25 protein-coding genes are annotated in these 23,870 nt (G+C 63.7%); all 25 read left to right on the forward strand.

All coding sequences use genetic code 11. The features are described 5' to 3' along the window. Nucleotides 1–36 precede the first annotated feature (36 nt). The gene (gene fliH / locus HU729_RS09960) at nucleotides 37–795 is read left to right on the forward strand and encodes a flagellar assembly protein FliH (RefSeq protein WP_186709796.1); all 759 of its coding nucleotides are present in this window, start codon (nucleotides 37–39) and stop codon (nucleotides 793–795) included. Continuing rightward, the gene (gene fliI / locus HU729_RS09965) at nucleotides 785–2,143 is read left to right on the forward strand and encodes a flagellar protein export ATPase FliI (protein WP_186666424.1); all 1,359 of its coding nucleotides are present in this window, start codon (nucleotides 785–787) and stop codon (nucleotides 2,141–2,143) included. Before fliH ends, fliI begins: the two co-directional genes overlap by 11 nt. A 6-nt stretch (nucleotides 2,144–2,149) precedes the next feature. Then, complete coding sequence (gene fliJ, locus HU729_RS09970; RefSeq protein WP_186666423.1) at nucleotides 2,150–2,602, forward strand: flagellar export protein FliJ; 453 nt, start codon at nucleotides 2,150–2,152, stop codon at nucleotides 2,600–2,602. Nucleotides 2,603–2,693: 91 nt separating this feature from the next. After that, entirely contained in the window at nucleotides 2,694–2,999 is a 306-nt protein-coding gene (locus tag HU729_RS09975; RefSeq protein WP_186666422.1) for an STAS domain-containing protein, read from the forward strand. A gap of 7 nt (nucleotides 3,000–3,006) precedes the next feature. Then, nucleotides 3,007–4,698, forward strand: coding sequence for a fused response regulator/phosphatase (locus HU729_RS09980; RefSeq protein ID WP_186666421.1), 1,692 nt, complete (start codon nucleotides 3,007–3,009; stop codon nucleotides 4,696–4,698). Between the two features lie 49 nt (nucleotides 4,699–4,747). Then, nucleotides 4,748–5,095, forward strand: a complete 348-nt coding sequence (locus HU729_RS09985) for an Hpt domain-containing protein (RefSeq protein WP_186709797.1) — start codon at nucleotides 4,748–4,750, stop codon at nucleotides 5,093–5,095. A gap of 72 nt (nucleotides 5,096–5,167) precedes the next feature. Then, nucleotides 5,168–6,565, forward strand: coding sequence for a flagellar hook-length control protein FliK (locus HU729_RS09990; RefSeq protein WP_186709798.1), 1,398 nt, complete (start codon nucleotides 5,168–5,170; stop codon nucleotides 6,563–6,565). 260 nt (nucleotides 6,566–6,825) lie between these two features. Continuing rightward, nucleotides 6,826–7,323, forward strand: coding sequence for a flagellar basal body-associated protein FliL (gene fliL / locus HU729_RS09995; protein ID WP_054891874.1), 498 nt, complete (start codon nucleotides 6,826–6,828; stop codon nucleotides 7,321–7,323). Between the two features lie 11 nt (nucleotides 7,324–7,334). After that, nucleotides 7,335–8,303, forward strand: a complete 969-nt coding sequence (gene fliM, locus HU729_RS10000) for a flagellar motor switch protein FliM (RefSeq protein WP_054891873.1) — start codon at nucleotides 7,335–7,337, stop codon at nucleotides 8,301–8,303. A 45-nt stretch (nucleotides 8,304–8,348) separates the two neighbouring features. Continuing rightward, entirely contained in the window at nucleotides 8,349–8,816 is a 468-nt protein-coding gene (gene fliN / locus HU729_RS10005; protein WP_186666415.1) for a flagellar motor switch protein FliN, read from the forward strand. Then, nucleotides 8,817–9,269, forward strand: coding sequence for a flagellar biosynthetic protein FliO (gene fliO / locus HU729_RS10010; protein WP_186709799.1), 453 nt, complete (start codon nucleotides 8,817–8,819; stop codon nucleotides 9,267–9,269). Beyond that, a complete protein-coding gene (fliP, locus tag HU729_RS10015; protein ID WP_186666411.1) occupies nucleotides 9,269–10,024 on the forward strand; it encodes a flagellar type III secretion system pore protein FliP in 756 nt (251 codons plus the stop codon). Before fliO ends, fliP begins: the two co-directional genes overlap by 1 nt. A 22-nt stretch (nucleotides 10,025–10,046) precedes the next feature. Then, nucleotides 10,047–10,316, forward strand: coding sequence for a flagellar biosynthesis protein FliQ (gene fliQ / locus HU729_RS10020; protein WP_054891869.1), 270 nt, complete (start codon nucleotides 10,047–10,049; stop codon nucleotides 10,314–10,316). Between the two features lie 7 nt (nucleotides 10,317–10,323). Then, entirely contained in the window at nucleotides 10,324–11,100 is a 777-nt protein-coding gene (gene fliR, locus HU729_RS10025; RefSeq protein ID WP_186666409.1) for a flagellar biosynthetic protein FliR, read from the forward strand. 2 nt (nucleotides 11,101–11,102) lie between these two features. Then, nucleotides 11,103–12,245, forward strand: coding sequence for a flagellar biosynthesis protein FlhB (flhB, locus tag HU729_RS10030; RefSeq protein WP_065862046.1), 1,143 nt, complete (start codon nucleotides 11,103–11,105; stop codon nucleotides 12,243–12,245). A gap of 163 nt (nucleotides 12,246–12,408) precedes the next feature. Beyond that, on the forward strand, nucleotides 12,409–14,538 hold the full coding sequence (gene flhA, locus HU729_RS10035) for a flagellar biosynthesis protein FlhA (RefSeq protein WP_186666407.1): 2,130 nt from the start codon (nucleotides 12,409–12,411) through the stop codon (nucleotides 14,536–14,538). An 11-nt stretch (nucleotides 14,539–14,549) separates the two neighbouring features. Beyond that, complete coding sequence (gene flhF / locus HU729_RS10040) at nucleotides 14,550–15,860, forward strand: flagellar biosynthesis protein FlhF (protein ID WP_186666406.1); 1,311 nt, start codon at nucleotides 14,550–14,552, stop codon at nucleotides 15,858–15,860. Between the two features lie 75 nt (nucleotides 15,861–15,935). After that, complete coding sequence (gene fleN, locus HU729_RS10045; RefSeq protein WP_016393812.1) at nucleotides 15,936–16,769, forward strand: flagellar synthesis regulator FleN; 834 nt, start codon at nucleotides 15,936–15,938, stop codon at nucleotides 16,767–16,769. Beyond that, nucleotides 16,766–17,506 carry an RNA polymerase sigma factor FliA gene (fliA, locus tag HU729_RS10050; protein ID WP_186666405.1) on the forward strand — a complete coding sequence of 247 codons (741 nt, stop codon included), beginning with the start codon at nucleotides 16,766–16,768 and terminating at the stop codon, nucleotides 17,504–17,506. The genes fleN and fliA overlap by 4 nt, the downstream gene beginning before the upstream one ends. 104 nt (nucleotides 17,507–17,610) lie before the next feature. Continuing rightward, the gene (locus HU729_RS10055) at nucleotides 17,611–17,985 is read left to right on the forward strand and encodes a chemotaxis response regulator CheY (protein ID WP_104881405.1); all 375 of its coding nucleotides are present in this window, start codon (nucleotides 17,611–17,613) and stop codon (nucleotides 17,983–17,985) included. Nucleotides 17,986–18,003: 18 nt separating this feature from the next. Beyond that, the gene (locus HU729_RS10060; protein ID WP_186666404.1) at nucleotides 18,004–18,792 is read left to right on the forward strand and encodes a protein phosphatase CheZ; all 789 of its coding nucleotides are present in this window, start codon (nucleotides 18,004–18,006) and stop codon (nucleotides 18,790–18,792) included. 12 nt (nucleotides 18,793–18,804) lie between these two features. Further along, nucleotides 18,805–21,036 carry a chemotaxis protein CheA gene (locus HU729_RS10065; protein ID WP_186709800.1) on the forward strand — a complete coding sequence of 744 codons (2,232 nt, stop codon included), beginning with the start codon at nucleotides 18,805–18,807 and terminating at the stop codon, nucleotides 21,034–21,036. A 45-nt stretch (nucleotides 21,037–21,081) separates the two neighbouring features. Then, nucleotides 21,082–22,203: a chemotaxis response regulator protein-glutamate methylesterase gene (locus HU729_RS10070; protein ID WP_186709801.1), complete on the forward strand. Its 1,122-nt coding sequence runs from the start codon at nucleotides 21,082–21,084 to the stop codon at nucleotides 22,201–22,203. Then, nucleotides 22,203–22,943 carry a flagellar motor protein gene (locus tag HU729_RS10075; protein WP_186666401.1) on the forward strand — a complete coding sequence of 247 codons (741 nt, stop codon included), beginning with the start codon at nucleotides 22,203–22,205 and terminating at the stop codon, nucleotides 22,941–22,943. The genes HU729_RS10070 and HU729_RS10075 overlap by 1 nt, the downstream gene beginning before the upstream one ends. 3 nt (nucleotides 22,944–22,946) lie before the next feature. Continuing rightward, nucleotides 22,947–23,834, forward strand: coding sequence for a flagellar motor protein MotD (gene motD / locus HU729_RS10080; RefSeq protein WP_186666400.1), 888 nt, complete (start codon nucleotides 22,947–22,949; stop codon nucleotides 23,832–23,834). The last annotated feature ends 36 nt before the right edge of the window (nucleotides 23,835–23,870 follow it).

Raw genomic sequence — 23,870 nt, forward strand, 5'->3', positions numbered from 1 at the left:
CGCGTTGGCCGAACATGGTTTTGAGAACATGACAGCATGTCCACCAAAGAACATCCCAGCGACCTGATCCGCGCCCGCGACCTCGAGGGTGTCGATGTGTGGGCACTGCCCAGCTTCGATCCGCAACCCGAGTTCGAGCCTGAGCCTGAACCCGAGGTGGTCGAGGAAGTCGAGGAAGTGCCGCTGGAGGAAGTCCAGCCGTTGACCCTCGAAGAGCTCGAGGCGATCCGTCAGGAGGCCTACAACGAAGGCTTCGCCACTGGCGAGCGCGAGGGTTTCCACAGCACGCAGCTCAAGGTGCGCCAGGAAGCCGAGGAGGCACTGACGGCCAAGCTGGCAGGCCTGGAGCAACTGATGGCGAACCTGCTCGAGCCCATTGCCGAGCAGGACACCCAGATCGAGAAGTCCCTCGTGCACCTGGTCGTCCATGTCGCCCGTCAGGTGATCGGCCGCGAGCTGCGCAGCGACTCCGGGCAGATCACCCATGTGCTGCGTGAGGCCCTCAAGTTGCTGCCAATGGGCGCCGACAATATTCGCATCCACCTCAATCCCCAGGACTTCGAGCTGGCCAAGGCCTTGCGCGAGCGTCACGAGGAGAGCTGGAAGCTGCTCGAAGACGAGTCCTTGCTGCCGGGTGGTTGCCGCATCGAGACGGCCCACAGCCGCATCGATGCCACCATGGAAACCCGCATGGATAAGGCCGTGGCGCAACTGTTCGAGCAGTCCCACGATCAATCCCTGCATCCGGCGGCACCGGATCTGTCCATTGAGCTGGATGCGCCCGATGCGCCTTGATCGCACCAGTTTCGCCAAGCGCTTGAGTGGTTATGCCGAGGCGGTGAGCCTGCCCGAGCAGCCGGTGGTCGAGGGGCGCCTGCTGCGTATGGTCGGCCTTACCCTCGAAGCCGAAGGCTTGCGCGGGGCGGTAGGCAGCCGCTGCATGGTGATCAACGACGACAGCTACCACCCGGTGCAGGTCGAGGCCGAGGTGATGGGCTTTGCCGGCAGCAAGGTCTTCCTCATGCCGGTCGGCAGTATCGCCGGTATCGCCCCGGGGGCGCGGGTGGTGCCGCTGGATGACAGTGGCCGCCTGCCGATGGGCATGAGCATGCTTGGGCGGGTGCTCGATGGCGCTGGCCGTGCCCTCGATGGCAAGGGCGGGATGAAGGCCGAGGACTGGGTGCCGCTGGATGGTCCGGTGATCAACCCGCTCAACCGCGATCCGATCAGTCAGCCGCTCGACGTGGGCATCCGAAGCATCAACGGCCTGTTGACCGTCGGTCGCGGCCAGCGCCTGGGCCTGTTCGCCGGTACCGGTGTCGGTAAGTCGGTGCTGCTGGGCATGATGACCCGCTTCACCAAGGCCGACATCATCGTCGTCGGGCTGATCGGCGAGCGGGGCCGCGAGGTGAAGGAGTTCATCGAGCACATCCTCGGCGAAGAAGGGCTCAAGCGTTCGGTGGTGGTCGCCTCACCGGCCGACGATGCGCCGCTGATGCGCCTGCGCGCAGCCATGTATTGCACGCGCATCGCCGAGTATTTCCGCGACAAGGGCAAGAATGTCCTGCTGTTGATGGATTCGCTGACCCGTTTTGCCCAGGCGCAGCGGGAAATCGCCTTGGCCATCGGCGAGCCGCCCGCCACCCGTGGCTACCCGCCGTCGGTGTTCGCCAAGTTGCCCAAGCTGGTCGAACGCGCGGGCAATGGCGAGGCCGGCGGGGGTTCGATCACCGCGTTCTATACCGTGCTTTCCGAGGGTGATGACCAGCAGGATCCGATCGCCGACTCGGCGCGTGGCGTGCTGGACGGTCACTTCGTGCTGTCCCGGCGTCTGGCCGAGGAAGGGCATTATCCGGCGATCGACATCGAGGCCTCGATCAGCCGGGTGATGCCGCAGGTGGTGGATGCCGACCATCTGCGCCAGGCGCAGAAATTCAAGCAGTTGTGGTCGCGTTTGTCGCAGAGTCGCGACCTGATCAGCGTCGGTGCCTACGTGGCCGGTGGCGATCCGGAAACCGACCTGGCCATTGCCTTGCAGTCCAAGCTGGTGGCGTTCTTGCGCCAAGGGCTGGACGAGAGTGTCGGCATGGCCGAGAGCGGCGAGCAGTTGGGCGCGGTGTTCGCCCCGCCGGCGGGCGGCTGATAGGCCATGGCCCTGCCCAGTCGTGCCGCGCGCCTGTCGCCGGTGGTGGAGATGGCCGAGGAGGCCGAGCGCAAGGCCGTCCAGCGCATGGGCCATTTCCAGCAATTGGTGGCCCAGGCCCAGGCCAAGCTCGCCGAGCTTGAGCGTTTTCGCGAGGACTACCAGTTGCAGTGGATCAACCGCGGCAGCCAGGGCGTTGGCGGCAGCTGGTTGGTTAACTACCAGCGCTTTCTGGGGCAGTTGGAAACGGCCATGACCCAGCAGCGTCAGAGCCTGACCTGGCACCAGAACAACCTCAAGAACGCCCGTGATGCCTGGCAACAGGCCTATGCCCGGGTCGAGGGCCTGCGCAAGCTGGTGCAGCGATACCTGGACGAGGCTCGTCGGGCAGAAGACAAGCGCGAGCAGAAGTTGCTCGACGAGCTATCGCAGCGGTTGCCGCGGCAGAATCATTTCTAGCTCGACGTTGCTTCAACCCGCTGCGCTTGCGGCCTGGCTGGGCGACTGCTAAACCTTCCTGAGTCGTAGCCATCTCGAAGGAATCGCACGCATGGCAGTCGAATCTGATTTTTCACCGGACGAAAAGCAGTTGACGATCAAGGTCAAGGGCCGTTTCGATTTTGGCAAGCATCAGGAATTTCGTGACGCCTACGAGCGCTTGGATCCGACCCCGAATTCGGTAGTGGTGGATCTCAAGGACGCGACGTATCTGGACAGCTCCGCGCTGGGCATGCTGCTGCTGTTGCGCGATCACGCCGGTGGCGAGCGCTCGGATATCAAAGTGATCAATACCAGTTCGGACGTGCGCAAGATTCTCGCCATTTCCAATTTCGAAAAACTGTTCGACGTCAGCTGAGCCGACCATGCCCGCCGAACAGGGATTGAGGGTGCTGATCGCCGAGGACGGTGCGGCGGATCGCTTGCTGCTCGCGCAGATCGTGCGGCGCCAGGGGCACGAGGTGGTCACTGCCGAAAATGGCGAGCAGGCCGTGGCACTGTTCGCCGAAGAGCGGCCGGACCTGGTGCTGCTCGATGCCTTGATGCCGGTGATGGATGGCTTCGAGGCGGCGCGACGGATCAAGGCCATGGCCGGTGAAGCGCTGGTGCCGATCATCTTCCTCACCTCGATGAACGAGGAGCAGGGGCTGGTGCGTTGCCTGGAGGCCGGCGGCGACGATTTCATGGCCAAACCCTACAGCGCGGTGATTCTGGCCGCCAAGATCGGCGCGATGGATCGCCTGCGCCGGCTGCAGGCCACGGTGCTGGAGCAGCGCGACGAACTGGCCCGTCACCACCATCACCTGCTCAACGAGCAGCGCGTGGCCAAAGCCGTGTTCGACAAGGTCGCCCATTCCGGTTGCCTGAGAAGCAGCAATATCCGCTACCTGCAGTCGCCCTACGCATTGTTCAACGGCGACCTGCTGCTGGCTGCGTTCACACCTTCGGGCGACATGCATGTACTGCTGGGTGATTTCACTGGACACGGCCTGCCGGCGGCTGTTGGGGCGATGCCCCTGGCCGAGGTGTTCTATGGCATGACCGCCAAGGGCTATGGCCTGGTCGAGACGCTGCGCGAGATGAACGCCAAGCTCAAGCGCATCCTGCCGGTGGACATGTTCTGTTGCGCGCTGCTGCTGAACCTGAGTTTCGAGCGTGGCACGGTCGAGGTGTGGAACGGCGGCATGCCCGATGGCTATCGCTTGTCGGCCGCCGGCGAGGTGCTGTCGGTGCTGCAATCGCGGCATTTGCCGCTGGGTATCCTTGCGCCCGAGCAGTTCGACGACCGCACCGACATACTGCCGCTGACGGCGGGGGAGCGAGTGTTCCTGCTCTCCGATGGCGTGGTCGATACCGGCGATGCAAAGGATCGATTGTTTGGCGTGGAGCGTTTGCGTGAGGTGTTGGCGGCCAACCGAGACCCTGGGCAACTGTTCGATGAAGTGATGCAGGCACTGGAGCGTTTTGGCGGTGTGCCGCGAGACGATATCAGCTTGTGCGATATCCGCATGGCTGAGCCAGGTGGCCTGGCACCCGTGGCGCCGGTGTATTCCGACAGCGGTCGTTCCAGCCCACTGGACTGGTCGTTGTCGCTGGTGCTACATGCCGACAGCCTGAAGCGGTTCAATCCGGTTCCCTATCTGTTGCAGTTTCTTCAGGAAATCCACGGTCTGCGCCCGAGCAGTGCGGTGTTGCACAGTGTGCTCGGTGAGCTTTACTCCAACGCACTGGAGCACGGAGTCTTGGGCCTGGACTCGCGGCTCAAGCAGGATGCCGCGGGATTTGCCGAGTACTACCGCGAGCGCGGCCGGCGTCTGACAGCTTTGTCCGAGGGCTTCGTGCGAATAGCGCTGAGAGTGGAACCGATGGCGGCAGGTGGGCGTCTCACAGTGGAAATCAGCGACAGTGGCACGGGTTTTGATATCGAGAAGGTGTTGGCACGCCCGGCGTCGGAAAAAGGTTTGAGTGGGCGTGGGCTGCATCTGGTACAGCGCTTGGGCGTCCGGGCTCAATGGCTCGACCAGGGGCGGCGGGCGCGGGTTGAGTTCGGCTGGTGAGCGGCCCCGGCGATTGAGGCATAATCAAGCTTGATCAAGGAGTGAGCAAGTGACAGACGAGCATATCGATCACAAGGTCCTGAGCGACCTGCGGGAGGTCATGGAAGATGGCTACCTGCAGTTGCTGGAAACCTTCCTGGAAGACTCCGTGTGTCGACTCAGCATGTTGCACGAGGCCAAGGATGCCCACGAGCTGGGTATGGCCGCCCACAGCTTCAAGGGCAGCAGCAGCAACATGGGCGCAGTGGGCTTGGCAGGTCTGTGCCAACAGCTTGAGGAGCGTGTGCGGCAACAGCCTCTGTACGGCATCGAAGACCTGATCAATCAGATTGACCAGGAATTTGTCGAGGTCCAGCGCTTCTACCGCAGCGAGCGTGAGCGGGTTTCTGCAGGCTGATGGCAAAACTGGCGCGAGTTTTGCCTGTCTTCACCCAGATACTATTTCGGTTCACTGGCGTGGAGAGTTTCAATGCCTGTCGCATCCAATCCCTTGTTGCAAGCCGGCCTCGCCAATGCGAACTCGCGGGCGACCAGTTCCGCGACGGACAAAACCTCGCAGGCAGCAGGCAATCAGGGCGGCGGCTTCGATCAGTTGATGGCGCGCCAGCAGCGTGACACGACGCCGGTGCGCAACGACAAGGCCTCGCAACTTGCATTCAAGGATAAGCCTGACTTCAGCGCCGGCGGCAAAGTCGGCAATGACAAATCCCCGTCGGTTGCCGCCAATGGCAAGAATTTGCCAGCCAGCAGCAACAAGGCCGCGCCAACCAGTGACAAGAACACGCCGAGCGACAGCGCCCAGCAGGCTGTTGGCGATGATCTACAGGTTTCCACGCCTGGCGACAGTGCGCCGTCAGGCGACTCGAACTCGCTGGATGCCAACCTGGTCGCAGGGCAGGTGACCGATGCCCTGGCGGGCGCGCAGCTGATCCAGGCTCAGGCCGAGGCCGTGGCGCCCGTGCTGCAGGCCGCGATCCAGCAGCCTGCAGCGCAGGCCGAACCCTTACCCCCTGCGCTCACCGAAGAGGCCGCCAGCGACAGCGACTTCGATCCCGAAGCCGATGCCTTGGCAAACATGCCGACACTGCGCCTGGCCCTGGAGCAGAACGCCCAGGCCAAAGGGACCACTTCGGCCCATGCGTCCGCTTCGGGCGACAAGGCCGCGGCCCAGGATGACAGTGCCCAGGCCAACGTCAATACCTTGGCGAGCCTGGCGGTCAAGCCTGAGGGCGAATCCGAGCGTGGCCAATCACAGCCTGGCGAAAAAGGCTTCTCCGAGCTGTTGTCCAGTGGCCTGAAGGACGTCAAGCATGCTGACAGTGACACCCGTGTGGACGATTTCGCCAATCGCCTGGCCAACCTGACCCAGGCCGTCACACCCAAGACCGCCCACGCCGTGCCGCCGACCAACCCGCTGCACCAGCCGCTGGCGATGAACCAGGGCGCCTGGACGGAGGGCCTGGTCAACCGGGTCATGTATCTGTCCAGCCAGAACCTCAAGTCGGCCGATATCCAGCTCGAACCTGCCGAGCTCGGCCGCCTGGACATTCGTGTCAATGTCGCGGCGGACCAGGCTACCCAGGTCACCTTCATCAGTGGTCACGCCGGCGTGCGCGATGCACTGGACAGCCAGCTGTACCGCCTGCGCGAACTGTTCGCCCAGCAGGGGCTGGCCCAGCCTGACGTCAACGTCGCCGATCAGTCGCGCCAGCAGCAACAGCAAGCCCAGCAGGGTGGGTCGAACCTGTCCGGTGTCGCAGCGCGTCGGGCCGGGGAGGCGGGGGAGGACGGTGAGCTGGCCGATGCTTCACGGCCGGTGGAGCAGCAGGTGGTGATCGGCGACAGTGCGGTCGATTACTACGCCTGATCGTTCGGGGGTCGCGTCTGACACCGGTGCGGGCTTTTGTGAGCAACTGTCTTGCTCAAAATCTAGAAGCCAGCCCAAATCCCTGTGGGAGCGAGCTTGCCCGCGAAAAATACACCGCGCTGCCTAGCACGGGCTACGCCCGTGTTCGCGGGCAAGGCCCGCTCTACCACCTCCTCAAGCCCCCTCGGCCAAATCTGGCATAACACTTGCTCTGCCACGTCATCCTTTCTTGAAACCCCGATGGACGACGGATTATTGGCATGGCGAAGAGCGACGCAGTCAAAGACCCCGCCACTAAAGGCAAACTGAAGCTGATCCTGCTGCTGGTGCTGGCCCTGCTGCTGGCCGTGGGCCTGTCGGTTGGCGCCACCTGGTTCATCATGCACAAGAGCGAGCCTGCGCCTGCAGCCGATCCTGCCGTGGCCAGCGTCAAGCAAGCGGCGATCTACGAGCCCCTGGCGCCGGCCTTCGTGGTCAATTTCAACCAGAACGGCCGCCAGCGCTACATGCAGGTGAGTATCACCCTGCAGGGCCGCAACCAGGCTGACCTCGATGCGCTGAAGGTGCACATGCCGGTGATTCGCAACAATCTGGTGATGATGTTCTCCGGGCAAGGTTTCGACAGTCTGGCCAGCAGTGCCGTGGGCCAGGAAATGCTGCGCCAGAAGGCCACTGCGGTGGTCCAGGAAGTGGCGCAGAAGGAAGTCGGCAAGCCGGTCATCGACCAGTTGCTGTTCACCAATTTCGTATTGCAGTAGGAGCACACTCGATGGCCGTGCAGGACCTGCTGTCCCAGGATGAGATCGATGCCCTGCTGCATGGGGTCGACGATGGGCTGGTACAGACCGAGAGCGCTGCCGAGCCCGGTGGCGTCAAGAGCTACGACCTGACCAGCCAGGACCGGATCGTCCGCGGTCGCATGCCGACCCTGGAGATGATCAACGAGCGCTTCGCCCGTTACACCCGCATCAGCATGTTCAACCTGCTGCGTCGCTCCGCCGACGTGGCGGTGGGCGGTGTGCAGGTGATGAAGTTCGGCGAGTACGTGCATTCGCTGTACGTGCCGACCAGCCTCAACCTGGTCAAGATCAAGCCGCTGCGCGGCACCTCGCTGTTCATCCTCGACGCCAAGCTGGTGTTCAAGCTGGTGGACAACTTCTTCGGTGGCGACGGCCGTCACGCCAAGATCGAAGGCCGAGAGTTCACGCCGACCGAGCTGCGCGTGGTGCGCATGGTCCTGGACCAGTGCTTCGTCGACCTCAAGGAAGCCTGGCAAGCGATCATGCCGGTGAACTTCGAGTACATGAACTCCGAGGTCAACCCGGCCATGGCCAACATCGTCGGGCCCAGCGAGGCGGTGGTGGTCTCGACCTTCCACATCGAGCTCGATGGCGGCGGCGGCGACCTGCACGTGACCATGCCGTACTCGATGATCGAGCCGGTGCGCGAGATGCTCGATGCCGGTTTCCAGTCCGACCTGGACGATCAGGACGAGCGTTGGGTCAAGGCCCTGCGCGAGGACGTGCTGGACGTCAATGTGCCGCTCTCGGCCACCGTTGCCCGTCGTCAGCTCAAGCTGCGCGACATCCTGCACATGCAGCCGGGCGATGTGATTCCGGTAGAGCTGCCCGAACACCTGGTACTGCGCGCCAATGGCGTGCCGTCGTTCAAGGCGCGTCTGGGCTCGCACAAGGGCACCCTGTCGCTGCAGATCATCGACCCGATCGAGCGCCGCTGACGGCGAGCCGGTCGCACTAAGAATTGAAAGCCTGTCGAGGACTTTATGGCTAACGAAAACGAGATCACCTCCCCAGAGGAACAGGCCCTGGCCGATGAGTGGGCGGCAGCCCTGGAAGAAACCGGTGATGCGGGCCAGGCGGACATCGATGCGCTGCTGGCAGCCGACAGTGGCCGCTCCTCCGGCGCAGGTCGCCTGCCTATGGAAGAGTTCGCCAGTTCCCCGCGGCCGAGCGAGAACGTCGGCCTGGAAGGTCCGAACCTGGACGTGATCCTGGACATTCCAGTGAGCATCTCCATGGAAGTGGGCGCCACGGAAATCAGCATTCGCAACCTGCTGCAACTGAACCAGGGTTCGGTCATCGAGCTCGATCGCCTGGCCGGCGAGCCCCTGGACGTACTGGTCAATGGCACGCTGATCGCCCATGGCGAAGTGGTGGTGGTCAACGAGAAGTTCGGCATCCGCCTGACCGACGTGATCAGCCCCAGCGAACGCATCAAGAAGCTGCGCTGAGTGAAGGGCCTGATACGCGGCGTCGCCGCCCTGGGCACATTGCTCGCCAGCGAGGTGGTGATCGCCGCGGCTGATCCCGCGCCGGTGCCGGCCAGCACGGCGACGCCGGGCGGCATGGGCGGGCAACTGGCGCAGATGGTCTTTGGCCTGCTCGTGGTAGTGGGCGCCATCTTCCTGCTCGCCTGGCTGTTGCGCCGCCTGCAGGTGGCGCAGCCGCGCGGCGGGCAGGTGATCGAGATCGTCGGCAGCCGTGCCCTCGGCCCGCGCGACCGCCTGCTGCTGGTGCAGGTGGGCAAGGAGCAGATCCTGATCGGCCACAGCCCTGGCAGCATCGAAGCATTGCACGTCATGGCCGAGCCCGTGGAAGTGCCTGCCGGCGCGCGCCAGGCGGCACCGGAATTCGCCCAGCGGCTGCTCGAGCTGATGGGCAAGGACCAGAAGGACAAGAAGTGATGAGCGGCGCGCTGCGCTTACTGTTGACCCTGGCGCTGTTGCTGGCCGCGCCCGTGGCCCTGGCCGCCGATCCGTTGTCGATCCCGGCCATCACCCTGTCCAATGGGCCGAACGGCCAGCAGGAATATTCGGTCAGCCTGCAGATCCTGCTGATCATGACGGCGCTGAGCTTCATTCCGGCGTTCGTCATCCTGATGACCAGCTTCACCCGCATCATCATCGTCTTCTCCATCCTGCGCCAGGCCCTGGGCCTGCAGCAGACACCGTCGAACCAGTTGCTCACCGGCATGGCGCTGTTCCTGACCATGTTCATCATGGCGCCGGTGTTCGATCGGGTGAATCGTGACGCCTTGCAGCCCTACCTGAACGAACAGATGACCGCCCAGCAGGCGATCGACAAGGCCCAGGGGCCGCTGAAGGACTTCATGCTGGCGCAGACCCGGCAAAGCGACCTGGACCTGTTCATGCGCCTGTCCAAGCGTACCGACATCGCCGGTCCCGACCAGGTGCCGCTGACCATTCTGGTGCCAGCCTTCGTCACCTCCGAGCTCAAGACCGCGTTCCAGATCGGTTTCATGATCTTCATCCCGTTCCTGATCATCGACATGGTGGTCGCCAGTGTGCTGATGGCGATGGGTATGATGATGCTGTCGCCGCTGATCATCTCGCTGCCGTTCAAGATCATGCTGTTCGTCCTGGTCGATGGCTGGGCGTTGATCATGGGTACGCTGGCCGGCAGTTTCGGCGGCGTCTGAGGCCGCTCAAGGAGAATTTTCGATGACCCCGGAAGTAGCCGTCGACCTGTTTCGCGATGCGCTCTGGCTGACGGCCCTCATGGTGGCGGTGCTGGTGGTGCCCAGCCTGCTGGTCGGCCTGCTGGTGGCGATCTTCCAGGCGGCCACGCAGATCAACGAACAGACCCTGAGCTTCCTGCCGCGTCTGCTGGTGATGCTGATCACTCTGATCGTGGTCGGTCCGTGGCTGGTGCAGAAGTTCATGGAATACATGACCGGCCTGTACAGCGGCATTCCGCAGTTGATCGGATGATGAACCCATGCTTGAGCTGAGCGCCGCGCAGATCGGCACCTGGGTCGCCACTTTCATCCTGCCGCTGTTTCGCGTGGCAGCGGTGCTGATGACCATGCCGGTGTTCGGTACGCGCATGCTGCCGGCGCGGATCCGCCTGTACGTGGCGGTGGCGATCACCGTGGTGATCGTGCCGGGCCTGCCGCCGCTGCCCGAGTTCGAGCCGTTGAGCGTGCGCGGCGTGCTGCTGTGCGCCGAGCAGATCATCGTCGGTGCGCTGTTCGGGTTTTCGCTGCAGATGCTGTTCCAGGCCTTCGTCGTTGCCGGGCAGATCGTCGCGATCCAGCTGGGTATGGCGATGGCCTCGATGGTCGATCCGGCCAACGGCGTCAACGTAGCGGTGGTCGGGCAGTTCCTGACCATGCTGGTGAGTGTGCTGTTCCTGCTGATGAACGGCCACTTGGTGGTGATCGAGGTACTGACCGAAAGTTTCACCACGCTGCCGGTGGGCAATGCCCTGGTGGTCGCGCATTTCTGGGAGATCGCCGGGCGTCTGGGCTGGGTGCTGGGTGCGGGCCTGGTGTTGATCCTGCCGGTCATCGCAGCGCTGCTGGTGATCAACATTGCCTTCGGTGTGATGACCCGCGCCGCACCTCAGTTGAACATCTTCTCCATTGGTTTCCCGCTGACCCTGGTGTTGGGGCTGGCCATCTTCTGGGTCGGCCTTGCCGACATCCTCTCGCATTATCAGCAGCTGGCCAGCGAGGCCTTGCAGTGGCTGCGTGAACTGGCACGGGCGCCCTGAGCATGGCAGAGAGCGAGAGCGGTCAGGACAAGACAGAGGAACCCACCGAGAAGCGCAAGCGCGACGCACGGGAAAAGGGTGACATCGCCCGTTCCAAAGAGCTCAACACCTTCGCTGTGACCCTGGGCGGTGCCGGTGCCTTGTTGGCCTTCGGTGGCCACCTTGCCGAAACCCTGATGACGCTGATGCGCGTGAACTTCACCCTGTCGCGCGAAGTGATAGTCGACGAGCGGGCCATGGGTGCCTTCCTGATGGCCTCGGGCAAGATGGCCATCTGGGCCACCCAGCCGGTGCTGGTGTTGCTGTTCGTCGTATCGTTCGTGGCCCCGATCGCCTTGGGAGGCTTTCTGTTTTCCGGCTCCTTGCTGCAGCCCAAGTTCAGCCGGATGAACCCGCTGTCTGGGATCAAGCGCATGTTCTCGCTGAACTCGCTGACCGAACTGCTCAAGGCCGTGGCCAAGTTCTTCCTGGTGCTGGTGGTGGCGCTGGTGGTGCTGGCCAACGACCGCGAGGCGCTGATGGCGATTGCCAAGGAGCCGCTCGAGCAGGCGATCATCCACAGCGTGCAGGTGGTGGGCTGGAGCGCCTTGTGGATGGCGGCGGGTCTACTGCTGATCGCCATCGTCGATGTGCCGTTCCAGCTCTGGCAGACGCACAAGAAGCTGAAGATGACCAAGCAGGAAGTGCGCGACGAATACAAGGATACCGAGGGCAAGCCGGAGGTGAAGCAGCGCATTCGCCAACTGCAGCGCGAGGCGTCGCAGCGCAGGATGATGGCGGCGGTGCCCGAGGCCGATGTGATCATCACCAACCCGACGCACTATGCCGTGGCGCTCAAGTACGACCCGGAGAAGGGCGGTGCGGCGCCGTTGCTGTTGGCCAAGGGCACTGACTTTTTGGCTTTGAAGATCCGCGAGATCGGCCAGGAGCACAAGGTACAGATCCTCGAATCGCCGGCGCTGGCGCGGGCGATCTACTACTCCACGGAGCTTGAGCACGAAATTCCGGCCGGGCTGTACCTGGCAGTGGCGCAGGTGCTGGCGTACGTGTTCCAGATTCGCCAGTACCGCTCGGGCAAGGGCAAGCCGCCCGAGCCGCTGAAGAAGGATTTGCCGATTCCGCCGGACCTGCAGCGCGACAATTGATTCTGCAGGCGCGGGCTTGCCCGCGAAAAGAACACCGCGGTGGACCGCGAAAACACCGCAACAGAGCGCCTGGCCCCGCACCCAGGCAAAGTTGGAAAGCTTCTTGCAAAGCCACGCCCAAGCGCCGTCCAGGCGTCAAAGTTTTGCTTGAAGAGGATACCCGGTGGATCGCGCTCAGTTAATCAGCAACGCCCGTAACAACCTGGCCGGTCTCGGTCGGGGGAACCTGGGTGTGCCGCTGTTGCTGCTGGTGATGCTGGCAATGATGATGTTGCCCATCCCGCCGTTCCTGCTCGATGTGTTCTTCACCTTCAACATCGCGCTGTCGATCGTGGTCCTGCTGGTCTGCGTCTACGCCCTGCGCCCACTGGATTTCGCCGCCTTCCCGACCATCCTGCTGGTGGCGACGCTGCTGCGCCTGGCGCTCAACGTCGCCTCGACTCGAGTGGTCATGCTCCACGGCCAGGAGGGCCACGGAGCGGCGGGCAAGGTGATCCAGGCCTTCGGTGAGGTGGTGATCGGCGGCAACTACGTGGTCGGTGCGGTGGTGTTCGCCATCCTCATGATCATCAACTTCGTCGTGGTGACCAAGGGTGCCGGGCGTATCTCCGAGGTGAGCGCGCGTTTCACCCTCGACGCCATGCCCGGCAAGCAGATGGCGATCGACGCCGACCTCAACGCCGGCTTGATCGACCAGGCCCAGGCCAAGGCGCGTCGCGCCGAGGTGGCCCAGGAGGCCGAGTTCTACGGCTCGATGGACGGTGCCAGCAAGTTCGTGCGTGGCGACGCCATCGCCGGCCTGCTGATCCTGTTCATCAACCTTATCGGCGGCATGCTCATCGGCATGCTGCAGCATGGCATGACCTTCAGCGACGCCGGCAAGGTGTACGCTTTGTTGACCATCGGTGACGGTTTGGTGGCGCAGTTGCCCTCGCTGCTGCTGTCCACTGCGGCCGCGATCATGGTCACCCGCGCCTCGGGCTCCGAGGACATGGGCAAGCTTATCAACCGGCAGATGTTCGATTCGCCCAAGGCGCTGGCTGTTTCCGGCGCGCTGATGGTGGTGATGGGGCTGGTGCCGGGGATGCCGCACATCGCCTTCCTCAGCCTCGGCCTGATGGCCGGTGGTGGCGCCTACCTGGTGTGGAAGAAACAGCAGAAGGCCAAGCTCCTGGCCGTGCAGGAAGCGCAGCGCCAACAGGATCTGCTGCCATCGCCGCAGCGCGCCATGGAAACCAAGGAGCTGGGCTGGGACGACGTGACCCCGATCGACATGATCGGCCTGGAAGTCGGCTATCGCCTGATTCCGCTGGTCGACCGCAACCAGGGCGGCCAGTTGCTGGCGCGGATCAAGGGCGTGCGCAAGAAGCTCTCGCAAGACCTGGGCTTTCTCATGCCCACCGTGCACATTCGCGACAACCTCGACCTGCAGCCCAGTGCCTATCGCCTGACGCTGATGGGGGTGATCCTGGCCGAGGCCGAGATCTACCCGGACCGCGAGCTTGCGATCAACCCTGGGCAGGTGTTCGGCACCCTCAATGGTATCGCCGCGCGCGACCCGGCCTTTGGCCTGGAGGCGGTGTGGATCGATGTGGCCCAGCGCGCCCAGGCGCAGTCCTTGGGTTACACGGTGGTCGATGCCAGCACCGTGGTCGCCACTCACCTCAACCAGATTCTGCAGAAGCACTGCCACGAGCTGATCGGCCATGAAGAGGTTCAGCAGTTGCTGCAGGTGCTGTCCAAGGCATCGCCGAAACTTGCCGAGGAATTGGTGCCGGGTGTCATTTCCTTGTCGGGGTTGCTCAAGGTCCTGCAGGCCCTGCTTGCCGAGCAGGTGCCCGTGCGTGACATCCGCAGCATTGCCGAGGCCATCGCCAACAATGCCGCCAAGAGTCAAGATACCGCCGCGTTGGTGGCTTCGGTGCGGGTCGGCTTGTCCCGCGCCATCGTGCAAAGCATTGTCGGCGTTGAGTCCGAGCTGCCTGTGATCACCCTTGAACCAAGGTTGGAACAGATCTTGCTCAATAGTTTGCAAAGGGCCGGGCAGGGTCAGGAAGACGGTGTTCTTCTTGAACCGAGCATGGCCGAGAAGTTGCAGCGTTCGCTGATCGAGGCGGCGCAGCGCCAGGAGATGCAAGGCCAGCCGGCCATTCTCCTGGTCGCCGGCCCGATCCGTGCCATGCTGTCGAGATTCGGTCGTCTGGCCGTGCCCAACCTGCATGTGCTGGCGTACCAGGAAATACCGGACAACAAGCAAGTCACCATCGTTGCCACCGTGGGCCCTAATGGCTGAGGTAGTGGGTTATGCAAGTTAAGCGTTTTTTCGCCGCCGATATGCGTCAGGCCATGAAACTGGTCCGTGATGAGCTTGGCGCCGATGCCGCGATCATCGGCAACCGGCGTATCGCCGGCGGTGTCGAACTGACGGCCGCGCTGGACTACAAACTGTCCGCCCTGGCCCCACGCGTGCCGAATGTCGAGCTCGAGGACGAGCTGCGCAAGACCCATTCGCGCATCGCCACCGCCCAGGCCGAGCTGGACGGGCGTGGTGACGCCGAGCTCGGCAACCGGCAACTGTTTGCCGGCCTGTCGCTGACCGCGTCCGAGCCACTGGTCGAGCCGCATGTGGAAGCGCCGGTGCCTGCGCCGCCCCCGGCAGCTCCGGCGGTGGACAAGCGCGTATTCGATGCCATGCGTTCGGAGCTTTCGGGCCTGCGCGAGCTGCTCGAAGTGCAGCTCGGCTCGCTTGCCTGGGGCCAGCTGCAGGGCAGCAAGCCGCAGCAGGCCAACCTCTGGCGTCGCTTGCAGCGCCTGGGCCTGTCTGGCCCGATCGCCCGTGAACTGCTCGACCTGGCCGGTGAAATCGAAGACCCGCGCCAGGCCTGGCGCATGGTCCTGGCGCACCTGGCGCGCCTGATCGAGGTGCCTGAGGTCGAGCCGATCGAGGAGGGCGGGGTCATCGCCATGGTCGGCCCGGCCGGCATGGGCAAGACCACCACCCTGGCCAAGCTTGCGGCACGCTACGTGCTCAAGTACGGCTCGCAGCACCTGGCGCTGGTGAGCATGGACAGCTATCGCATCGGTGCCCAGGAGCAGCTCAAGACCCTCGGGCGCATCCTCAATGTGCCGGTGACCTATGTCGATCCGGGCCAGTCGCTGGCCCAGGCCCTGGAACCACTGCTGCGCAAGCGCGTGGTGCTGATCGACACCGCGGGCCTTCAGGCCAGCGATCCGGCCCTGCGCATGCAGCTCGAGTCGCTCGCCAGTCGCGGCATCGCCGCCAAGAACTACCTGGTACTGGCCACCACCAGCCAGAAGCAGGTGCTGACCGCCGCCTATCACAGCTACAAGCGCTGTGGCTTGGCCGGTTGCATCCTGACCAAGCTCGATGAAACGGGCAGCCTCGGCGAAGTGCTGAGCCTGGCCATCAGTCACGAACTGCCCGTGGCCTATCTCACCGATGGTCCGCGCATTCCGGACGACCTGCAGTTGCCGCGCAAGCACCAGTTGGTGAGCCGTGCGGTCAGCGTGCAGTTGCAGGAAGAGCCCAGCGAAGAGGCCATGGCCGACATGTTCGCTGATCTCTACCACAATCCCGATAAGCGCGCGGGTTGAAGATGAACGGCGCAGGGGGTCGACAGCGGCCCTTCAAGTGGGCGGGTCCCACGCGAGACAAGGTAAAGAACAGACATGGGTAGCATGCATCCCGTACAGGTGATCGCCGTCACCGGTGGCAAAGGTGGCGTCGGCAAGACCAACGTTTCAGTGAACCTGTCCCTGGCGCTGGCCGAACTCGGCCGCCGGGTCATGCTGCTGGACGCCGACCTGGGTCTGGCTAACGTCGACGTGCTGCTGGGGCTGACCCCCAAACGTACCCTGGCCGACGTCATCGAAGGACGCTGCGAGCTGCGCGACGTGCTGCTGCAGGGGCCGGGCGGCGTACGCATCGTGCCGGCGGCTTCGGGCACCCAGAGCATGGTGCACCTGGCGCCGGCCCAGCATGCCGGGCTAATCCAGGCGTTCAGCGAGATCGGCGACAACCTCGACGTATTGGTGATCGACACCGCTGCGGGTATCGGTGACTCGGTGGTCAGTTTTGTCCGCGCCGCGCAGGAGGTGCTGCTGGTGGTGTGCGACGAGCCTACCTCGATCACCGATGCCTACGCCCTGATCAAGTTGCTCAACCGCGATTACGGCATGAATCGCTTCCGCGTCCTGGCCAACATGGCGCAGAGCCCGCAGGAAGGGCGCAACCTGTTTGCCAAGCTGACCAAGGTCACTGACCGCTTCCTCGACGTGGCCCTGCAGTACGTCGGCGCCGTGCCCTACGACGAGTGCGTGCGCAAGGCGGTGCAGAAGCAGCGCGCAGTGTACGAGGCCTTCCCGCGCTCCAAGTGCGCCCTGGCCTTCAAGGCCATTGCGCAGAAGGTCGACAGCTGGCCGCTGCCGGCCAACCCGCGTGGGCACCTGGAGTTCTTCGTCGAGCGCCTGGTGCAGCCTACCAGTGCGGGGCCGGTGCTATGAACGCGAGCGGATTCAAGATGTACAGCAAGGCGTCCAAAGACGCCCAGTACGAGCTGGTCGAGCGCTATGCCCCGCTGGTCAAGCGCATCGCCTACCACCTGTTGGCGCGCCTGCCGGCCAACGTGCAGGTCGAGGATCTGATCCAGGCCGGCATGATCGGCCTGCTGGAAGTGGCCAACAAGTACGACGCCAGCAAGGGGGCGAGCTTCGAGACCTATGCCGGCATCCGCATCCGTGGCGCCATGCTCGACGAGGTGCGCAAGGGCGATTGGGCGCCGCGTTCGGTGCACCGCAACACGCGCATGGTCAGTGACGCGATTCGCGCCGTCGAAGCAAGAACCGGTCGTGACGCTAAAGATCACGAGGTTGCTGCCGAACTCCAATTGAGTCTCGACGATTATTACGGGATTCTGAACGATACCTTGGGCAGCCGCCTGTTCAGTTTCGACGACCTGCTGCAGGACGGCGAACACGAAGGGCTGCACGAGGACGGTGCCAGCGGCCAGGTCGAGCCGTGGCGGGATCTGGAAGACGAACGCTTCCAGGCCGCACTGACCGACGCGATCGCCAACCTGCCGGAGCGCGAGCGCCTGGTCCTGGCGCTGTACTACGACGAAGAGTTGAACCTCAAGGAAATCGGGGAAGTGCTGGGGGTCAGCGAGTCGCGTGTCAGCCAGTTGCACAGCCAGTGCGCAGCGCGTCTGCGCAGCCGGTTGGGTGAATGGCGGGCACGGTGAACCCGGGTTCGATGCAGTCGTTTTCCGTGGTGCCGAATTGATTGAGCGCGCGCTTGCCAGACGAGCGCGTTTAAGACTGCTTGGAGGTCTAATTGAACAAAGATATGAAAATCCTCATCGTTGACGACTTCTCGACGATGCGGCGGATCATCAAGAACCTGTTGCGTGATCTGGGCTTCACCAACACCGACGAGGCCGACGATGGCACCACGGCCCTGCCGATGCTCGAAAGCGGTCATTACGACTTCCTGGTGACTGACTGGAACATGCCCGGCATGTCCGGTATCGATCTGCTGCGCAAGGTACGTGCCCACGACCGTCTCAAGGGCATGCCGGTGCTGATGGTGACCGCCGAGGCCAAGCGCGACCAGATCATCGAAGCGGCCCAGGCCGGCGTCAACGGCTACGTGGTCAAGCCTTTCACCGCGCAGGTACTCAAAGAAAAGATCGAGAAGATCTTCGAACGCGTCAACGGCTGAGCCATGTCTGGGGGCGCTATGGAATCAAGAAACGATTCTCTGGGGGAGTTCGAGTCGACCCTGAAGAAGCACGCCGAGCAGCTGGTGCAAAGCCTGGAGCGCGGCCAGTTCGGCGAGGCGGTGCAGCTGATCCACCAGCTCAACCAGACCCGTGACCGTGGCCTTTACCAGGAGGTCGGCAAGCTCACCCGCGAGCTGCACAGCGCCATCGTCAGTTTCCAGATCGATCCGCGCATGCCGCAGGCCGAGGAAGTGTCGCAGATCACCGACGCCACCGAACGGCTGTCCTACGTGGTCCGGCTGACCGAGAACGCGGCCAATCGCACCATGGACCTGGTCGAGCAGAGCACGCCGGTGCTCAACGACCTGGCGAGCGAGGCCCAGACCTTGTCCGTCGACTGGCAGCGCTTCATGCGTCGCGAGGTGGCGGCGCCGGAGTTTCGTGAGCTGGTCAAGCGCGTCGACAGTTTCCTGACGCACAGCGCCGAAGGTAACCGCAAGGTGGCCGGCCACCTCAACGATATTCTCCTCGCTCAGGACTATCAGGACCTGACCGGGCAGGTGATCAAGCGGGTGACCGCACTGGTCACCGAAGTCGAAAGCAATCTGCTCAAGCTCGTGTTGATGGCCAGTCAAGTCGACCGCTTTGCCGGTATCGAACATGACCACGATCAATTGCGTGCTGAAAAAGATGAAGAAAAACATCCAACTCGGGGTGAAGGTCCGCAGATTCATGCCGATAAGCGTGAAGACGTCGTGTCCGGTCAGGACGATGTCGATGATCTGCTGTCCAGCCTGGGTTTTTAGGGAGCACGTTTAATGAGCTTCGGCGCCGATGAAGAAATCCTTCAGGATTTCCTGGTAGAAGCCGGCGAAATCCTCGAGCAACTGTCCGAGCAACTGGTCGAGCTGGAAAGCCGACCTGACGATGCGGACCTGCTCAATGCGATCTTTCGCGGTTTTCACACTGTAAAAGGGGGCGCCGGCTTCCTTCAGCTCAATGAGTTGGTGGAGTGCTGCCACATTGCCGAGAACGTCTTCGACATCCTGCGCAAGGGAGAGCGCAGGGTCGATGCCGAACTGATGGATGTGGTGCTCGAAGCGCTGGATACGGTCAACAGCATGTTTGGCCAGGTTCGCGAGCGCAGCGACATCACCCCGGCCACGCCAGAGCTGCTCGCCGCGCTGTCGCGCCTGGCTGAACCGGCCAGCGCCGATGCCGTGGCACCGGTTGCCGTGGCCGCGGCCGTCGTCGAGGCACCGGCTGCCGAGGCGGACGTCACCGATACCGAATTCGAACAACTGCTCGATTCCCTCGACGCGGTCAAGGCCCAGGCCGAGGCGGCCGAGCAGTCGCAGGGCGAAGCCGTTTCCGGCAGCGCTGACGAGATCACCGACGCCGAGTTCGAATCGCTGCTCGACCAGTTGCATGGCAAGGGTCAGTTCTCGCCGGAAGTCGCGGCGAGCGAGCCGGAGGCTGCAGTCGCGGCGCCGGCCGGTGACGAGATCACCGACGAAGAGTTCGAGGCGCTGCTCGACCAGTTGCATGGCAAGGGCGCTTTTGCCGCCGATGCACTGCCGAGCGTCGAAGCCACCGCCAGCACTGCCACTGCACCGGCGGCCGAACCTGTCGGCGACCATATCACCGACAACGAGTTCGAGGCCCTGCTGGACCAACTGCATGGCAAGGGCAAGTTCAGTGGCGATGCCGTTGCGGCTGAAGCGCCTGCCGTTGCCGTGGCGGCCGCACCTGCTGCCAAGGCTGAAAGCAAACCCGTCGCCAAACCGGCGCCTGCACCCGCGCCAGCCGCCAAGCCTGCCGCCGCTGCGGCGCCTGCACGCGCTGCAGCCCCGGCTGCCGACAAGCACGGCGCCAGCGAGGCGGAAACCACGGTGCGGGTCGATACCGCGCGCCTGGATGAAATCATGAACATGGTCGGCGAACTGGTGTTGGTGCGTAACCGCCTGGTGCGCCTGGGCCTGAACAGCGGCGACGAGGCCATGTCCAAGGCCGTGTCCAACCTGGACGTGGTCACCGCCGACTTGCAGACCGCGGTCATGAAGACCCGCATGCAGCCCATCAAGAAGGTCTTCGGCCGCTTCCCGCGCCTGGTGCGCGACCTGGCCCGCCAGCTCAAGAAAGAAATCAACCTGGAGCTGGTCGGCGAAGAGACCGACCTGGACAAGAACCTGGTCGAGGCCCTGGCCGACCCGCTGGTGCACTTGGTGCGCAACGCGGTCGACCATGGCGTCGAGACCCCCGAAGAGCGCGAGGCCTCCGGCAAGGCGCGCACCGGTCGGGTGGTCCTGTCGGCGGAGCAGGAGGGTGACCACATCCTGCTGTCGATCTCCGACGACGGCAAGGGCATGGACCCGAACGTCCTGCGCGCCAAGGCGGTCGAGAAGGGCCTGATGGACAAGGATGCAGCCGACCGCCTGAGTGAGTCGGATTGCTACAACCTGATCTTCGCCCCGGGCTTCTCGACCAAGACCGAGATTTCCGACGTGTCCGGCCGCGGTGTGGGCATGGATGTGGTGAAGACCAAGATTTCCCAGCTCAACGGCTCGATCAACATCTTCTCGGCCAAGGGCCAGGGCTCGAAGATCATCATCAAGGTGCCACTGACGCTGGCAATCATGCCGACGCTGATGGTGATGCTGGGCAACCAGGCGTTCGCGTTCCCGCTGGTCAACGTCAACGAGATCTTCCACCTCGACCTGTCGCGCACCAACGTGGTCGATGGCCAGGAAGTGGTGATCGTGCGCGACAAGGCGCTGCCGCTGTTCTACCTCAAGCGCTGGCTGGTCCAGGACCAGCAGCATGAGGAGCAGCTCGAAGGGCATGTGGTGATCCTGTCGGTCGGCACTCAGCGTATCGGCTTCGTGGTCGACCAGCTGGTGGGCCAGGAAGAGGTGGTGATCAAGCCGCTGGGCAAGATGCTGCAGGGCACCCCGGGCATGTCCGGCGCCACCATCACCGGTGACGGTCGTATCGCGCTGATCCTCGACGTCCCGAGCATGCTCAAGCGTTACGCCGCCCGGCGTATTTGATTTCGGCGGCGCGACCTGGCGGTTGCGCCGCCTAATGGAGTGTTTATGGCAGTCAAGGTCCTGGTGGTGGATGATTCCGGTTTCTTCCGCCGCCGTGTCTCGGAAATCCTCTCGGCGGACCCGACCATCCAGGTGGTCGGCACCGCGACCAACGGCAAGGAAGCGATCGACCAGGCGCTGGCGCTCAAGCCTGATGTGATCACCATGGACTACGAGATGCCGATGATGGACGGCATTACCGCCGTGCGGCACATCATGCAGCGCTGCCCGACGCCGGTCCTGATGTTCTCTTCGCTCACCCACGAAGGCGCGCGTGTCACCCTCGATGCGCTGGACGCAGGGGCGGTCGATTACCTGCCGAAGAACTTCGAGGATATTTCGCGTAACCCCGAGAAGGTCAAGCAGATGCTGTGCGAGAAGGTCCACACCATCTCGCGCAGCAATCGCCGTTTCAGCAGTTTCGCCAGTCACGCGCCAAGCCCGGTTGCCAGTGCCGCGCCCAGCACCAGCCATGCTCCGGCCAGCACCCTGGGCAGCACTGCCCCGGTTCGTGCTGCGGCACCGGTGCGCGCCGCAGCCAGCCATTCGCCGACGCCCAAGCGCAAGCCCTACAAGCTGGTGGCGATCGGGACCTCCACAGGTGGCCCGGTGGCCCTGCAGCGGGTGCTGACGCAACTGCCCGCCAGCTTCCCGGCACCCATCGTGCTGATCCAGCACATGCCGGCGGCGTTCACCAAGGCCTTTGCCGAGCGCCTCGACAAGCTGTGCAAGATCAGCGTCAAGGAGGCCGAGGACGGTGATGTGCTGCGTCCAGGCCTTGCACTGCTGGCCCCGGGAGGCAAGCAGATGATGGTCGATGGCCGTGGCACGGTGAAGATCCTGCCGGGTGACGAACGCCTGAACTACAAACCCTGCGTAGACATCACCTTCGGCTCGGCGGCCAAGACCTACGGTGACAAGGTGCTTTCGGTCGTGCTGACCGGCATGGGCGCCGACGGACGCGAAGGTGCTCGCCTGCTCAAGCAGGGCGGCAGCACCGTATGGGCCCAGGACGAGGCGAGCTGCGTGATCTACGGCATGCCCATGGCCATCGTCAAGGCCAACCTGGCTGACGCCGTGTACAGCCTGGACGAGATCGGCAAGCACCTCGTAGAGGCCTGTGTCTGATGGATGTTCTCAGCGTTATCGGCCTGATCCTGGCGTTCGTCGCCATCGTCGGTGGCAACTTCCTTGAAGGCGGGCATGTCGGCGCGCTGCTCAACGGCCCGGCCGGGCTGATCGTGATCGGCGGCACCCTGGCCGCAGCGCTGCTGCAGTCGCCGCTGTCGGCGTTCAAGCGTGCGTTGCAGATCCTGCGCTGGATCTTCTTCCCGCCACGGGTCGATCTGGCCGGCGGTATCGACCGTGTCGTCAACTGGAGCCTGACCGCGCGCAAGGAAGGCCTGCTGGGGCTGGAGGGCGTCGCCGATGCCGAACCGGACCCGTACGCACGCAAAGGTTTGCAGCTGCTGGTCGATGGCGCTGAGCCTGAGTCGATCCGCAGCATTCTGGAGGTCGATTTCCTCACCCAGGAGAGCCGTGACATCCAGGCGGCCAAGGTCTTCGAGAGCATGGGCGGCTACGCGCCGACCATCGGCATCATCGGTGCGGTGATGGGCTTGATCCATGTGATGGGCAACCTGGCAGACCCGTCGCAACTGGGTAACGGCATTGCCGTGGCCTTCGTCGCCACCATCTATGGTGTGGCCAGTGCCAACCTGATCCTGCTGCCGGTGGCCAACAAGCTCAAGGCCATCGTCATGCGCCAGTCGCGTTATCGCGAGATGCTGCTCGAGGGGCTGCTGTCGATCGCCGAAGGCGAGAACCCACGCTCGATCGAGCTGAAGCTGCAAGGCTTCATGGAGTAAGCCATGCGTCGTCGTCGCCATACCGAGGAGCACGAGAACCACGAGCGCTGGCTGGTCTCGTACGCTGACTTCATCACCTTGCTGTTCGCCTTTTTCGTGGTGATGTACTCGATCTCCTCGATCAACGAGGGCAAGTACAAGGTCATTTCCCAGGCGCTGATCGGGGTGTTCAACGACCCCGAGCGCAGCCTCAAGCCGATCCCGATCGGCGATGAACGTCCGCTGACGATCAAGCCGGCAGAACCCTTGATCAAGGACAGTGACCAGGTCGATGCGGGCCTGGGGCAGACCAGCGTCGATCCGCTCAAGACCATCACCGACCAGGTGGACGATGCCTTCGGCGACCTGATCAAGTCGAACCAGATGACCGTGCGTGGCAATGAGCTGTGGGTGGAGATCGAACTCAACTCGGCCTTGTTGTTCGGCAGCGGCGACGCCATGCCCAGCGATATCGCCTTCGAGATCATCGAGAAGGTGGCCAGGATTCTCAAACCCTTCGCCAACCCGGTGCATGTCGAAGGCTTCACCGACAATCTGCCGATCCGTACCGCCCAGTACCCGACCAACTGGGAACTGTCCTCGGCGCGGGCCGCGAGCATCGTGCGGCTGCTGGCGATGGAAGGGGTGAACCCGGCGCGCATGGCCTCGGTGGGTTACGGCGAGTATCAGCCGGTCGCCAGCAACGATACCGCTGACGGCCGGGCGCGCAACCGCCGGGTCGTGCTGGTGATTTCGCGCAACCTCGAGGTGCGCCGCAGCCTGACTGGCTCCGGCAGTGCCAATGCCACCCCGGACGCGGCGTTGCGCCGTGCTGGCACACAAAGTGCACCAGCTACGCCAGCCACGACGGTCGGGAGCAATCCCGTCAAATCTCCGTCACCGAATCTATAAAACCGTTCCCGGCGGGACATTTCGCCCATGCTGGGA

This window comes from Pseudomonas sp. RW10S2 (genome assembly GCF_014268985.1).
Taxonomy (GTDB): Bacteria; Pseudomonadota; Gammaproteobacteria; order Pseudomonadales; family Pseudomonadaceae; genus Aquipseudomonas; species Aquipseudomonas wayambapalatensis.

Excerpts from the sequence above, each read along its gene's own strand:
- fliH (WP_186709796.1), top strand. The coding sequence starts at position 37 with ATGTCCACCAAAGAACATCCCAGCGACCTGATCCGCGCCCGCGACCTC.
- fliI (WP_186666424.1), top strand. The coding sequence starts at position 785 with ATGCGCCTTGATCGCACCAGTTTCGCCAAGCGCTTGAGTGGTTATGCC.
- fliJ (WP_186666423.1), top strand. The coding sequence starts at position 2,150 with ATGGCCCTGCCCAGTCGTGCCGCGCGCCTGTCGCCGGTGGTGGAGATG.
- HU729_RS09975 (WP_186666422.1), top strand. The coding sequence starts at position 2,694 with ATGGCAGTCGAATCTGATTTTTCACCGGACGAAAAGCAGTTGACGATC.
- HU729_RS09980 (WP_186666421.1), top strand. The coding sequence starts at position 3,007 with ATGCCCGCCGAACAGGGATTGAGGGTGCTGATCGCCGAGGACGGTGCG.
- HU729_RS09990 (WP_186709798.1), top strand. The coding sequence starts at position 5,168 with ATGCCTGTCGCATCCAATCCCTTGTTGCAAGCCGGCCTCGCCAATGCG.
- fliL (WP_054891874.1), top strand. The coding sequence starts at position 6,826 with ATGGCGAAGAGCGACGCAGTCAAAGACCCCGCCACTAAAGGCAAACTG.
- fliM (WP_054891873.1), top strand. The coding sequence starts at position 7,335 with ATGGCCGTGCAGGACCTGCTGTCCCAGGATGAGATCGATGCCCTGCTG.
- fliN (WP_186666415.1), top strand. The coding sequence starts at position 8,349 with ATGGCTAACGAAAACGAGATCACCTCCCCAGAGGAACAGGCCCTGGCC.
- fliP (WP_186666411.1), top strand. The coding sequence starts at position 9,269 with ATGAGCGGCGCGCTGCGCTTACTGTTGACCCTGGCGCTGTTGCTGGCC.
- fliQ (WP_054891869.1), top strand. The coding sequence starts at position 10,047 with ATGACCCCGGAAGTAGCCGTCGACCTGTTTCGCGATGCGCTCTGGCTG.
- fliR (WP_186666409.1), top strand. The coding sequence starts at position 10,324 with ATGCTTGAGCTGAGCGCCGCGCAGATCGGCACCTGGGTCGCCACTTTC.
- flhB (WP_065862046.1), top strand. The coding sequence starts at position 11,103 with ATGGCAGAGAGCGAGAGCGGTCAGGACAAGACAGAGGAACCCACCGAG.
- flhF (WP_186666406.1), top strand. The coding sequence starts at position 14,550 with ATGCAAGTTAAGCGTTTTTTCGCCGCCGATATGCGTCAGGCCATGAAA.
- fleN (WP_016393812.1), top strand. The coding sequence starts at position 15,936 with ATGGGTAGCATGCATCCCGTACAGGTGATCGCCGTCACCGGTGGCAAA.
- fliA (WP_186666405.1), top strand. The coding sequence starts at position 16,766 with ATGAACGCGAGCGGATTCAAGATGTACAGCAAGGCGTCCAAAGACGCC.
- HU729_RS10055 (WP_104881405.1), top strand. The coding sequence starts at position 17,611 with ATGAAAATCCTCATCGTTGACGACTTCTCGACGATGCGGCGGATCATC.
- HU729_RS10060 (WP_186666404.1), top strand. The coding sequence starts at position 18,004 with ATGGAATCAAGAAACGATTCTCTGGGGGAGTTCGAGTCGACCCTGAAG.
- HU729_RS10065 (WP_186709800.1), top strand. The coding sequence starts at position 18,805 with ATGAGCTTCGGCGCCGATGAAGAAATCCTTCAGGATTTCCTGGTAGAA.
- HU729_RS10070 (WP_186709801.1), top strand. The coding sequence starts at position 21,082 with ATGGCAGTCAAGGTCCTGGTGGTGGATGATTCCGGTTTCTTCCGCCGC.
- HU729_RS10075 (WP_186666401.1), top strand. The coding sequence starts at position 22,203 with ATGGATGTTCTCAGCGTTATCGGCCTGATCCTGGCGTTCGTCGCCATC.
- motD (WP_186666400.1), top strand. The coding sequence starts at position 22,947 with ATGCGTCGTCGTCGCCATACCGAGGAGCACGAGAACCACGAGCGCTGG.